We start from the raw sequence: 12,168 nt of genomic DNA, 5'->3' as shown, positions 1-12,168 counted from the left end.
TTGTCAAAAGATTTCACGCTGAAAACCCGAGTAATTTGCTGGAAATTTGAAAAGCATCTCGCTGCTTTCCAAATTTCAGTCTTTTTGAGAGAAGCGCTCTCAAAAAGTAAAACTAGATGAGATATTTAAAATAATTATAGTTCGGGTGATTTTCCACAAAAACATAGTTTTGCTTTTGATAGAAACTGGCTGCGGACAAATCTGCGGTATTTAAACACAGTGCAGAAAAGTTTGGACGCGCACATTTTTCTAGATGCGCCAACAACTGACGACCCACACCGCTCTTACGATATTTAGGATGTACATAAAAACGACGTACGCGACCAATTCGCGCTTCGATTTCATTTTCACCCCATTGTTGATTTAAACCACCACAGGCAATCAATTGGTCTTGATCATAAGCCAACAATAATACTTCACCCTTTTGATCAAAACGATTTTTACCACTTTGGTATTCTTCGATCAAGCGGGTTAACGGTTCATATCCTTCTTTTGCTGCGAGTTGTGCCAAAGCTTGTATTTGAGGAGGTAATTGTTCTGCCGCTTGAATTAAAATTTCCATCTAAACTTCCTTGAATATGAGCAAAGCCATTTCACTACATTTGCCACGTAAATAAAATGAATTTTCCTCAACAAACTACAGCAATCTTGAGCATTGGTGTAAAATGTCGCTTTATTTTTAATACGTGACGAAAAAAGACATGACAACTGTGGATCTTTTTGCAATTGGTAATGCACTAATCGACCAAGAATTTAAAGTCTCTGACGACTTCCTTATTCAACAACATTTGCAAAAAGGCACTATGCAGTTAACTGATGGTGAAACACAAGCAAATCTTTATAAAAAATTAAAAGAAACACAGAGCTATAAAGGTCAAGCTTCAGGTGGTTCAGCAGCCAACACCACCGTTGCTTTTAGTGCCTTGGGTGGTTCAGCCTTTTATGCATGTCGTGTAGGTAATGATGAATTGGGGAAAATTTACCTCAATGGTCTGCACGAAGCAGGTATTAAAAATACTGAGAAATCAATCAGCGAAGGCGTCACAGGCACGTGTATGGTTTTAGTCAGTGAAGACTCTGAACGCACTATGCATACCTATTTAGGGATCACAGCCGAGTTAACCGAACAACAGATTGACTTTGAACCCTTAAAAACAGCGAAATGGCTCTATATTGAAGGTTATCTTTCAACCAGCGATAGCGCACGTTTAGCTGTTAAACAAGCGCGTGAAATTGCCAAAGCTCATGGTGTTAAAATTGCATTAACCCTATCTGACCCTGCGATGGTGCAATACGCGCGTCATGGTCTAGATGAAATGATTGCGGATGGTGTGGACTTATTGTTCTGTAACCAGCAAGAAGCCATGATGTACACCGAAACTGAAACAGTTGAGGCGGCTTTAGCAAAACTCAAAACACTAAGCCAGCATGTGGTGATTACCCTTTCAGCTGAAGGTGCACTTATTTCAAATGCACAAGAAACATTTACTGTTGAAGGTCGTAAAGTACAGGCTATCGATGCGAATGGCGCAGGTGATGCCTTTGCTGGTGCCTTCCTCTACGCAGTAAATGCGGGCTTAGGCTTACATACAGCTGCGCAGCTTGCAATTTTGATTTCCAGTGAAGTGGTGTCTCAGTTTGGCCCTCGTTTGGCTGTAGCAAATTACACTGAATTGTTCCAACAACTGCAAAAGGAATGTGCATGATGCAAAAAATTTGCATGACAGAAGATATCCCCGAACGCGAAGCACGTTCTTTTGAAACACCTAAAGGGGATACAATTTTTATCACTCAACGTGACGGTGCCTTCTTTGCTTATCAAAACATTTGCCCGCATTTGCAAGTTGAACTTGAGTTTTTGGAAAATCAGTTTTTAGACCGTGACCAAGAATTTATTGAATGCTCGACCCATGGTGCACTGTTCATGGTAGAAACAGGTGAATGCATTTCTGGCCCATGCCAAGGCGAAGCACTTGAAAAAGTAGCGATTACCGTGCATTCTGACGGTGGGATTTATCTCACAGAAGAATAATGAAATTGGACGTTCACCATGTATGAGTTGCTACATCACCCTGACTTGATGCTCTTTCATTTCAGCTTATTGACTTTAGTCATACTCAGCATGGTGGAAACCTTAGGCTACTTTTTTAAATCACGCCCAAGTCATTTTCTCAAAAGGCTATCACCACAAAAACTGACCGAATCTCCGCTGCTAGACGTTAAGTTTTCTAAAGTGCTCATTGTGGTTTTTCTCTTACTTAATTTTAGTGTTGCAGGTTATTTCCTTCAGTTCTGCATTTATGCCAAAGAACAAGCGTTTACTTCGGCTTACTATCTGATCTTGCCCGCACTGATTATTGCAATTTTCTTTACCGTTTTTATGATCCACTGTCTGGATCAAGTCATTAAACCCAGACCTGATAAAAAACAAACCAACTTACTGGGTCGTCTGGCGACCATCTCCAGTGGGAACGCACGTCCTGGTTTTTCGGCTCAAGCTCGCGTTCGCGATGAATATGGTCAGCTACACTATGTGCAAGTTGAGCCTGAGTTTGGTGAGCTTGAGTTTCAGTCACAAATTATTCTCATTCGTCTAAAAAAGTCGCATTACATAGCAAAGAAAATTTCAAAATCCAATCAACTTTTTAGCGGCGAACGCTAAACAAGCACTCAATCCAATCCCATTTCAACGCTGTACGTCTTTATGAGCACGTTTATCTTTTTCCATGCTAACCCTACCAAGATCTTGATACAGCGTCAGCCTCCAACAAACGCCTTACAATGCTCTGTTTAAATCGGACTCTTGCATCATCTTGTTGCTCAATCTTTTCAAAAGCAATCTTTCATCCACAATCCAGCTCTCTACGTTTAAAAAAGCGAAAAATAGGCTCAGAATGGGAATTCTACGACCCGCTTCTCCCCTCAACCCGATAAAACACCATAGAAAAATCTTTTAATACTAGTTTAATTTCCAACGCCTAATTTCCTTGTGATGCATGCAATAAATCAAATCATCCACCATTTAAAAGCCCTATCACTTTTATAATTTTAAGACGAATTATCAATAAAATACCGATGAATGTTAAATATAAGTGTTTTAGTCGGATTTAAAATAAATATATACAAGCATATTAGTCAGGTATATAAATATAAACATAAGTAATTTAGTCAACTTTAAAATACAAAAATATTAGTTTATTTTTCGTCATGATATTATTTTAAGTGTTTGTATTATAAGTACTTAATAATATATTTTTTATTTAAGTTTAAAGACTATTTATCTTTTGTATGTTTTTGTTTAATAATATAAAGCAAGTTAAAAAAATAGGCTTTGTGAAATGAGCTTAGTCCCCAAAAATCTCAATCAAAAAGTCACCAGAGAGATTGTGGCCATTTTAATCATTAAGGTGATTATTTTAATGGTCATTAAGAACATCTGGTTTGACGCCCCGACTATTCCTAAAAATTTTGACAATCAAGTTGCTGAGCGTATTGCAGGCAATCCATCCCCAATCAAGGAGACACGTTGATGATATCTGAAAGCGTGGTCGATCTTTCGCGGTTCCAGTTCGCTATGACCGCGATGTATCACTTTATTTTTGTTCCACTTACACTGGGGCTTGCCTTTATTCTTGCCATTATGGAAACCACCTATGTGATTTCAGGTAAAGAAATTTATAAAGACATGACCAAGTTTTGGGGAAAACTCTTCGGTATTAACTTCGCTTTAGGGGTCACTACTGGCTTAACCATGGAGTTCCAGTTCGGGACTAACTGGGCATATTACTCACACTATGTGGGGGATATTTTCGGTGCACCATTAGCCATTGAAGGATTAATGGCATTCTTCTTAGAATCAACATTCATCGGTCTGTTCTTCTTTGGATGGGATCGCTTATCCAAAGTGCAGCACTTGTGTGTGACATGGCTGGTTGCACTCGGTTCTAATATGTCGGCCTTATGGATTTTGGTTGCAAATGGTTGGATGCAAAACCCAGTCGGTTCTGTATTTAACTATGAAACCATGCGCATGGAGCTGGTAGATTTTGGTGCTCTCATTTTTAACCCAGTTGCACAGGTAAAATTTGTACATACCGTGTCTGCGGGTTATGTAACAGGTGCTATTTTCGTTCTGGCTATTTCAAGCTACTACTTACTGAAAAAACGAGATATTCCGTTTGCGCGCCGCTCATTTGCTATTGCCGCAATTTTTGGTTTGGCTTCAACACTTTCAGTGATTTTATTGGGTGATGAATCTGGCTATGAAATTGGTGATGTACAGAAAACTAAACTCGCTGCCATTGAAGCAGAATGGGATACTCACCCAGCACCAGCTGCTATTACATTATTTGGTATTCCAAATAAAGAAACCATGACTACTGATTATGCTGTAAAAATTCCTTACGTCATGGGGATTATTGCTACACGTTCTTTAGACAAAGAAGTGATTGGTATTAAAGATTTAATCGTACAACATGAAGCACGTATTCGTAACGGTATGATTGCTTATTCACAACTCGAGCAACTCCGTTCAGGCAATACATCTCCTGAACTTAAAGCAGCATTTGAACAATCTCAAAAAGATTTAGGCTATGGTCTACTTCTGAAAAAATATACACCAAATGTTGTAGATGCCTCTGAAGAACAAATTAAATCTGCTGCATTAGATACAATTCCACATGTACCAAGTCTGTTTTGGGCATTCCGTGCAATGGTGGCATCTGGTTTCCTGATGTTATTACTGTTTATTTTAGCTACTTTTGCTGTTGCAAAACGCAATGCAGAGAACAAACCATGGCTACTAAAATTTGCACTTTTCGCGCTGCCTCTACCATGGGTTGCTGCGCAAACAGGTTGGTACGTTGCTGAAGTAGGTCGTCAGCCTTGGACGATTGGTGAGGTTTTACCTACACACTTGTCAGCATCAAGCTTAAGCACAGGTGATGTATGGGGTTCTATCGCTGCCTTGGCTGCGTTCTATACCGTACTTTTGATTATTGAAATGTATTTAATGATCAAATTCTCACGTCTTGGTCCAAGTTCGCTTCACACAGGTAAATACCATTTTGAAAAACTTGAAGCAGCTCGCAATGAGGAGACTCAAGCATGATCGAATATGAATTACTCAAAATTATCTGGTGGGTTTTAGTCGGCGTCCTGTTGATTGGCTTTGCCCTCACCGATGGCTTCGATATGGGCTCTATGGCGATCATGCCATTTGTAGGTAAAACAGATGAAGAACGCCGTGCAGCCATTAACACCATTGCTCCGCACTGGGACGGTAACCAAGTCTGGTTCATTACTGCTGGCGGTGCATTGTTTGCCGCATGGCCAATGGTTTATGCAACTGCATTCTCAGGCATGTATTGGGCGCTACTTTTGGTACTGTTTGCCCTATTCTTACGACCTGTAGGTTTTGACTACCGCTCTAAACTACAAAATACCAAATGGCGTACGTCATGGGACTGGGGTTTAGCCGTGGGTGGTGCTGTGCCTGCACTGGTTTTCGGTGTGGCGTTTGGGAACATGTTCTTAGGCGTGCCATTTAGTTTAGATGACACTGTCCGTTCAACCTATACAGGGAGCTTCTTTGCCCTGCTTAACCCATTTGCTTTAGTCTGCGGTTTAGTGAGCTTATCAATGCTTTGTGCACATGGCGGTGCATGGCTCATGCTTCGTACCGATGGTGACTTACGCAGACGCTCAGCACAAGCAACGAAACTCATGGGCATTGTTTACCTCATCTGTTTCTTAGGTGCTGGTGCTTGGCTGTACTTTGGTGGAATCGAAGGCTATACCTTAGTGACTCCATTTGATACCAACGGTGTTGCTAACCCATTGGCAAAAGAAGTCTTGACCAATGCCAACCATGGCTGGATGAACAACTACTCTACTTACCCAATTACCATGATTGCGCCTATCGCAGGTATCTTGGGTGGCTTGATTGTGGTTGTTGCAGCAGGTAAAAACAAAGCGGGCTTTAGCTTCTTAGGTTCAAGTTTAGCAGTCGTGGGTGCAATTTTAACTGCTGGTTTTGCGCTGTTCCCATTCTTAATGCCATCAAGCATTCAACCTGTTGCCAGCTTGACCATGTGGGATGCAGTTTCAAGTAAAACAACATTAACTGTAATGACAGTTGCAGCATGTATCTTTGTCCCACTTATTTTGTGCTATACCACTTGGTGTTACTACAAAATGTGGGGTGTTATTACCAACACACACATTAAAGAGAATTCACACAGCCTTTACTAAGGCTGTGTCTAAGGAGATCAAATTATGTGGTATTTTGCATGGATTCTCGGCATTTTGATGGCTTGCTTTGCAGGTGTACTCAGTGCTTTGTATATCGAACATCATCAAGACCTTGATGAGGAATAAACCATGACAGACGTTGCTATGGAAAACCAAACTGTAGATAAAAAGCCGAACAAATTTGCGATGCTAATTTCCTGCCTATTGGCCTTTCCACTTGCAGCGGTGTTGTTAGTGCATCCTGCTGCTATGTTGGATGACAATGGTCACTATAGCCATAGTGCACTGATGTATATCATGATTGGTATCTCAGGTGGCTTTATCCACGGCGTAGGCTTTGTACCACGCCACTGGATTTGGAAATGGCTATTTAGCCCGTTTCTCTCGTGGCCACTGATGATCTGGGGTTATTACACTTGGTTCTTCAGTTAAATAAAAAAGCCCTCATTGACTGAGGGCTTTTTTATAGTCCGCTATTCGTGGATTCTACATTTCAGCCATGACGCCAATAATGCCATTAATAATCATATCTATAGCAATGGTTCCAATCAGCAAAGCCGACAGTCGCCCGACAATATCAACATAACGGTCAATATATTTAGCATGCTTATAGCGTAAATGATCATGTGCAAATTTCATTAAGATCATCAAGCCACAAGTCAATGCCAAAGTCATGAAAATAATCATGGCTGCGCCACTGATGGGTAACGCCATACCTGTCACCACAGCAGCACTGATGGTTCCTGGACCAATCATAAAAGGCATCGCAATGGTTCCTGCCAAATGCTCAGGCGCACCACGCATTTCACCAATAGTATCTGCCCCCTGAAACACATAGCGATAACCAATCACCAAGAAGATCAGACCACCAAATATTTGAAAGGCTTCAAAGCGTACATTTAAATATTTACTAAAAATCGCTTCTCCACCCCATGCAAACAGCATAAATACCACAAATGCAATCAGACAACCCTGAATCAAGGCTTTATTAAACACTTTAGCTTCGGAGTTCCGAATCATGCCAATCATGTAAATACTCATTAAAAACGGATTCAGCAATGAGAAAAACAAAGCAAAAGCATGTAAATATGAGGTCAACATGGTTCCTCCTAGTTATCCTTGAGGATCTGGAAATAAGGGACGATTCCCCGGACTGATTCGATTGATATGCAAGAAGGTCATGTGGCGTTCATAACGATCCAGCACATCATTAATCACTTGCTCTTTGGTATAACCTACAAGGTCATTGCCTTGAGAACCTTCATACAAATAGGTTTCAAGACGGTAGTAGAAACGTTTACCCAGTTTTCCGCGTTCACTAAAGGTCGGCGCAATATAACGCACAGGCCAAATTTGATAGACAAAGTTTTGTTCTTCTTCCAAGTGAATCATCAAATCCAGATGATACAGATTTGAGTCTTCTTCTAGCACACTCTCTTGAACACTGATGTCGATACCTCGTTTTTGCATTTCCTCTGCAACCGCCATCACGGCCGGTCGGCAGATGTCATCAAGCATACGCCGAGTATCGGTTGTTCCTGGATGGTGCATGACTCGGGACAAGCGTTTTTTCCAGTTAAGGATATCTACATTGCCCACCACGGGTGCGGCATTTAAACTGCTACTGGCTTGACGATAATCTTCTAGTCTCAGTGATTTATACAAACCTGCCATTACTAAGAACATTACAAAACTGAATGGCAACCCCATGATGATGGTGGCATTTTGTAGTGCCGTTACTCCGTTAGCCATCAACATTGCAAGGGTCAATAAACCAATGGCTATAGCCCAAAACACGCTCAACCATCGCGGGGCATCATGGTCAACATTGGTAAATTGAGTGGTGAAATTACCCAATACCAGCGCACCAGAGTCCGCTGAGGTCACGTAAAACAGTAAGCCTGTAATTGTGGCTACCCCTGCAATAAACGGAAACCACGGATACTGTGCCAGCAAGTCATAAAAACCATGTGCAGGGTTTGCAATCACACTCTGTGCGAGAGCTAAATTGCCATCAAAAATCACACTATGTAGTGCACTATTTCCAAATATTGATAACCACGTGAGTGTGAAAAATAAAGGAATAATGAGAGTTCCACTAACAAACTCACGAATAGTTCTTCCACGCGAGATACGTGCTAAAAACAAACCTACAAATGGTGACCAAGCCACCCACCATGCCCAAAAGAATAATGTCCAACTGTTCATCCATTCTTTTGGCTGTTGAAAAGCAAAACTTTCCAATGTCATACTTGGAAAACGGTTAATGTAATCCCCTATATTTTGCACAAAAGCATTTAGTAGAAATTCAGTATTGCCTAAAAACAAAATAAACAGCATTAAGCCGACAGAGACATAAATATTGATCTCGGAGAGAACACGCAGCCCCTTATTAACCCCTGAAGTCACTGAAATAATCGTCATTGCAACCGCTACAGCAATTAAGGCCGCTTGCATCCAGAGGTTTTCAGGTAAGTCAAACAGCACATGTAAACCATAGTTCAACTGTACCACCCCAATCCCGCAGGTGGTTGCAATACCAAAAATAGTCCCGATCACCGCAGCGGTATCGACACTATGACCAATTGGGCCATGAATCTTTTTTCCAAAAATTGGATAGAGTGCTGAGCGAATGGTCAGGGGTAAATTATAACGATAACTAAAATACCCTAATGCCATGCCAATCAAAGCATACATACACCATCCAGTCAGGCCATAGTGAAATAGCGTCCACACCATACCTTGACGTGCCGCTTCTAGGGTCTGCCCCTCACCCACAGGTGGATGCATATAGTGGGATAAAGGTTCCGCCACCGAGAAGAACATCAAATCGATACCGATCCCAGCTGAGAACAACATGGCAGACCAACTTAAAAGGCTAAACTCGGGTTTAGAATGTTTGGGGCCTAATTTGATGTCGCCATAGCGTGAACAGGCAATAAAAATCACAAACACCATGTATAGGGTGGCTGCGAGTAAGTAGTACCAACTAAAGGTAGAACTCACCCAAGCCAAGACCGTATTTAAGGTTCGATTGGCAAAATCATTAAACAAAATGGTGGTAAGAGAAAAAATTAAAATAATGAGAGCTGAAATATAAAAGACCACACCATTTAAACGGTCTTTAGGCGCTAATGTTTGATCATCAACTGCTCTTGGATTATCTGTTGCCATACAATCCTCAAGAAAGTAAATAAAAAAAGACTAAAACCAATTTTTAAACTTCTCGTGGTCGAGAGCTTAAAAATCGACTAACGAAAACGACAGTATTTTTATATGCAATAAAAATGCTATCTCTTTTAAACCCACAGGTCTAAATCATTTATTGGGTCGGTTTATTGGTACATATTGAAATATGTAAACCCGTTCCCTTTCCATCTATATCCCAACAGGAAACTTGTATCTTTCTCCCCACAAAATGACTATATGAGCTTTTGCCATCCTTAAAAAGTATAAAACCATAATTTGCTTAAAATTTACACAAAATAAAACTACAACTATTCATACCATTTATCTACCTGATAAATATAAATTTAGCCAAAAACCAAACCGCCAAATTGCTGACACTTTCTGTGAATTTAAGCACCAGTGTACTTATTATTGATTGAACGTTCAATCAATAATAAGTATCATAAAAAAATGCTATGATACTTTCCATGTAAGTTATTGAATCTAACGCCTTTAAATTTAAGGTAAATTGTTCTGGATTGTCATGAATAAACGTAGAGTAAAACCTGAGCATGAGCGTCGTGAAGAAATTATCAATGCTGCCTATGCAGTCATTCACGAAGTAGGCTTATCCAATACAACCATTGCTCAAATTGCAAAAAAAGCACAGCTTTCTACGGGCATTGTGAGCCATTATTTTGGCGATAAACAAGGTCTTATTCACAGCTGCATGCGCCAAATGCTCAATGTCTTAGCCGAGACCACGGCAAGCTATAAGGCAAAGGTCGTGCAACCCAATCCAGAACATTTGCTCAAAGCCATTATTGATGCCAACTTTGACATCAGTCAGGTCAACAACACTGCTATGCGGGTTTGGCTCGATTTTTGGTCTGCCAGTATGCATCAAGCCGACTTAGGTCGCCTGCAGCGAATAAATGATCAACGTCTTTATTCAAATTTGAAGTTTCATTTCTTGCAACTCATGCCGAGACCACAGGCAAGCCAAGCAGCTAAAGGGTTAGCAGCATTGATTGATGGATTATGGTTACGTGGAAGTTTAAGTGGTCATAAAGCATTTGATCGTGATTTGGCACGTTCTATTGCATACGACTATGTCGATATGCAACTTCGCTTAATTCAACAGATACGGCAGGAACAACAAAATGAGTAATGTACAGCTTCACTCGCTTTATATTCACGGACAATATTTCAATGCCACCAGTGGTCAAAGCTTTGACAGTATCAACCCTGCTACAGGTGAAGTCATTGCAACAATTCAACAAGCATCCAAAGCTGATGTCGATGTAGCCGTTCAAAGTGCTGTACAAGGGCAACGTGAATGGGTTGCCAAAACTGCAGTCGAACGTGCCCGTATTTTACGTCGTGCAGTCGATATTTTACGCGCTCGTAATGACGAGTTAGCTCAACTAGAAACACTCGATACAGGTAAAGCATTCAGTGAAACCTCTACGGTCGATATTGTCACTGGTGCAGACGTTTTAGAATACTACGCAGGACTTGCAACTGCCATTCAAGGTGAGCAAGTACCGCTACGAGAAAGTAGTTTTTTCTACACGCGCCGTGAACCTTTAGGTGTGGTAGCAGGCATTGGCGCTTGGAATTATCCCATTCAAATTGCACTCTGGAAATCAGCTCCTGCCCTCGCTGCGGGGAATGCCATGATTTTTAAACCCAGTGAAGTGACACCGCTTACAGCCTTAAAACTGGCAGAGATTTATACTGAAGCAGGCGTACCCGCTGGAGTTTTCAACGTTGTACAAGGTTTTGGTGCTGACGTCGGTCAATGGTTGACTGAACACCCAGACATTCAAAAAATTTCGTTCACAGGTGGTGTGGCAACAGGTAAAAAGGTCATGGCCAGTGCTGCGGCTTCTAGTCTCAAAGAAGTCACCATGGAGCTCGGCGGCAAATCACCTCTGATTATTTGTGCCGACGCCAACCTTGACCGCGCAGCCGATATTGCGGTGATGGCAAACTTTTTTAGTTCAGGCCAAGTGTGTACCAATGGCACCCGTGTATTTGTACCACAAACCCTCAAGGCTGCATTTGAACAAGTCATTATTGCACGTGTAAAACGTATCCGTATGGGAGATCCTATGCAAGCTGAAACCAACTTTGGACCTTTAGTCAGCTTTCCCCATATGGAAAAAGTCTTGTCTTATATTGAGTCAGGCAAACAGCAAGGTGCAACCTTATTGACGGGAGGACAACGTGCCACCGAAGCAACCCTTGCTCAAGGTGCGTATGTATTACCGACCGTTTTCACCAACTGTCACGACGACATGCACATTGTACAAGATGAAATCTTTGGTCCTGTCATGAGCATTTTAAGCTATGACAGTATTGACGAAGTCATCCAACGTGCCAACAACACCAGTTATGGGTTAGCTGCGGGTGTGGTCACACAAGATATTTCCCAAGCACATCGAATTATTCATCAGCTTGAGGCAGGTATTTGCTGGATTAATACTTGGGGCGAATCCCCTGCTGAAATGCCTGTGGGGGGTTATAAACAGTCGGGCGTTGGACGAGAAAATGGCATCACCACACTTGAACACTATACCCGCATCAAATCGGTTCAAGTTGAACTGGGCGAATACCAAAGTATTTTTTAAAGTCTGAATTTTAGCTATCTAAACCCTTACTTCCTTTCTATTTAGTCTTTTTTCATCCTCAACTCAACATGTGGCCACGTTCTCATGCAACGTGGCCCTGCCATAGAAAAAG

13 protein-coding genes are annotated in these 12,168 nt (G+C 41.4%); 10 read left to right on the top strand and 3 right to left on the bottom strand.

Annotated features, from left to right (window positions below):
* Positions 1-112: 112 nt before the first annotated feature.
* The gene (locus CDG62_RS09275; protein WP_004696669.1) at positions 113-562 is read right to left on the bottom strand and encodes a GNAT family N-acetyltransferase; all 450 of its coding nucleotides are present in this window, start codon (positions 560-562) and stop codon (positions 113-115) included.
* A 139-nt stretch (positions 563-701) separates the two neighbouring features.
* Here CDG62_RS09275 and CDG62_RS09270 point away from each other — a divergent pair, with 139 nt between their 5' ends.
* The 8 genes from CDG62_RS09270 (at position 702) to CDG62_RS09235 (ending at position 6,684) form a co-directional block, all read left to right on the top strand.
* On the top strand, positions 702-1,706 hold the full coding sequence (locus tag CDG62_RS09270; RefSeq protein WP_087526868.1) for an adenosine kinase: 1,005 nt from the start codon (positions 702-704) through the stop codon (positions 1,704-1,706).
* 14 nt (positions 1,707-1,720) lie between these two features.
* Positions 1,721-2,032 carry a Rieske (2Fe-2S) protein gene (locus CDG62_RS09265; protein WP_010326961.1) on the top strand — a complete coding sequence of 104 codons (312 nt, stop codon included), beginning with the start codon at positions 1,721-1,723 and terminating at the stop codon, positions 2,030-2,032.
* An 18-nt stretch (positions 2,033-2,050) separates the two neighbouring features.
* A complete protein-coding gene (locus tag CDG62_RS09260; RefSeq protein WP_087526784.1) occupies positions 2,051-2,662 on the top strand; it encodes an OB-fold-containig protein in 612 nt (203 codons plus the stop codon).
* Between the two features lie 676 nt (positions 2,663-3,338).
* The gene (cydP, locus tag CDG62_RS09255) at positions 3,339-3,530 is read left to right on the top strand and encodes a cytochrome oxidase putative small subunit CydP (RefSeq protein ID WP_004696660.1); all 192 of its coding nucleotides are present in this window, start codon (positions 3,339-3,341) and stop codon (positions 3,528-3,530) included.
* The gene (locus tag CDG62_RS09250) at positions 3,530-5,110 is read left to right on the top strand and encodes a cytochrome ubiquinol oxidase subunit I (RefSeq protein ID WP_087526783.1); all 1,581 of its coding nucleotides are present in this window, start codon (positions 3,530-3,532) and stop codon (positions 5,108-5,110) included. Before cydP ends, CDG62_RS09250 begins: the two co-directional genes overlap by 1 nt.
* A complete protein-coding gene (cydB, locus tag CDG62_RS09245) occupies positions 5,107-6,252 on the top strand; it encodes a cytochrome d ubiquinol oxidase subunit II (RefSeq protein ID WP_087526782.1) in 1,146 nt (381 codons plus the stop codon). Before CDG62_RS09250 ends, cydB begins: the two co-directional genes overlap by 4 nt.
* Before the next feature lie 24 nt (positions 6,253-6,276).
* On the top strand, positions 6,277-6,378 hold the full coding sequence (cydX, locus tag CDG62_RS09240; protein ID WP_002120988.1) for a cytochrome bd-I oxidase subunit CydX: 102 nt from the start codon (positions 6,277-6,279) through the stop codon (positions 6,376-6,378).
* A 3-nt stretch (positions 6,379-6,381) separates the two neighbouring features.
* Complete coding sequence (locus CDG62_RS09235) at positions 6,382-6,684, top strand: cyd operon YbgE family protein (protein WP_004696655.1); 303 nt, start codon at positions 6,382-6,384, stop codon at positions 6,682-6,684.
* Positions 6,685-6,738: 54 nt separating this feature from the next.
* Here the strand turns inward: CDG62_RS09235 and CDG62_RS09230 are convergent, their stop codons facing one another.
* Both CDG62_RS09230 and CDG62_RS09225 read right to left on the bottom strand, forming a co-directional pair.
* On the bottom strand, positions 6,739-7,353 hold the full coding sequence (locus CDG62_RS09230) for a MarC family protein (protein WP_087526781.1): 615 nt from the start codon (positions 7,351-7,353) through the stop codon (positions 6,739-6,741).
* A gap of 12 nt (positions 7,354-7,365) precedes the next feature.
* On the bottom strand, positions 7,366-9,426 hold the full coding sequence (locus tag CDG62_RS09225) for a choline transporter (protein WP_087526780.1): 2,061 nt from the start codon (positions 9,424-9,426) through the stop codon (positions 7,366-7,368).
* Between the two features lie 538 nt (positions 9,427-9,964).
* Here CDG62_RS09225 and betI point away from each other — a divergent pair.
* Together betI and betB are read left to right on the top strand one after the other, a co-directional pair.
* Positions 9,965-10,591: a transcriptional regulator BetI gene (betI, locus tag CDG62_RS09220; RefSeq protein ID WP_087526779.1), complete on the top strand. Its 627-nt coding sequence runs from the start codon at positions 9,965-9,967 to the stop codon at positions 10,589-10,591.
* The gene (betB, locus tag CDG62_RS09215; RefSeq protein WP_087526778.1) at positions 10,584-12,056 is read left to right on the top strand and encodes a betaine-aldehyde dehydrogenase; all 1,473 of its coding nucleotides are present in this window, start codon (positions 10,584-10,586) and stop codon (positions 12,054-12,056) included. Before betI ends, betB begins: the two co-directional genes overlap by 8 nt.
* Positions 12,057-12,168 lie beyond the last annotated feature (112 nt).

The sequence above is a fragment of the Acinetobacter sp. WCHA55 genome (assembly GCF_002165305.2).
Classification (GTDB): Bacteria; Pseudomonadota; Gammaproteobacteria; order Pseudomonadales; family Moraxellaceae; genus Acinetobacter.
Note: the sequence above shows the minus strand (reverse complement) of the source record. Positions and strands in the feature narration are given on the sequence as shown.

Bases quoted from the DNA above. Each gene is read 5' to 3' on its own strand.
- CDG62_RS09275 (WP_004696669.1), bottom strand. From the start codon at position 562: ATGGAAATTTTAATTCAAGCGGCAGAACAATTACCTCCTCAAATACAA.
- CDG62_RS09270 (WP_087526868.1), top strand. From the start codon at position 702: ATGACAACTGTGGATCTTTTTGCAATTGGTAATGCACTAATCGACCAA.
- CDG62_RS09265 (WP_010326961.1), top strand. From the start codon at position 1,721: ATGACAGAAGATATCCCCGAACGCGAAGCACGTTCTTTTGAAACACCT.
- CDG62_RS09260 (WP_087526784.1), top strand. From the start codon at position 2,051: ATGTATGAGTTGCTACATCACCCTGACTTGATGCTCTTTCATTTCAGC.
- cydP (WP_004696660.1), top strand. From the start codon at position 3,339: ATGAGCTTAGTCCCCAAAAATCTCAATCAAAAAGTCACCAGAGAGATT.
- CDG62_RS09250 (WP_087526783.1), top strand. From the start codon at position 3,530: ATGATATCTGAAAGCGTGGTCGATCTTTCGCGGTTCCAGTTCGCTATG.
- cydB (WP_087526782.1), top strand. From the start codon at position 5,107: ATGATCGAATATGAATTACTCAAAATTATCTGGTGGGTTTTAGTCGGC.
- cydX (WP_002120988.1), top strand. From the start codon at position 6,277: ATGTGGTATTTTGCATGGATTCTCGGCATTTTGATGGCTTGCTTTGCA.
- CDG62_RS09235 (WP_004696655.1), top strand. From the start codon at position 6,382: ATGACAGACGTTGCTATGGAAAACCAAACTGTAGATAAAAAGCCGAAC.
- CDG62_RS09230 (WP_087526781.1), bottom strand. From the start codon at position 7,353: ATGTTGACCTCATATTTACATGCTTTTGCTTTGTTTTTCTCATTGCTG.
- CDG62_RS09225 (WP_087526780.1), bottom strand. From the start codon at position 9,426: ATGGCAACAGATAATCCAAGAGCAGTTGATGATCAAACATTAGCGCCT.
- betI (WP_087526779.1), top strand. From the start codon at position 9,965: ATGAATAAACGTAGAGTAAAACCTGAGCATGAGCGTCGTGAAGAAATT.
- betB (WP_087526778.1), top strand. From the start codon at position 10,584: ATGAGTAATGTACAGCTTCACTCGCTTTATATTCACGGACAATATTTC.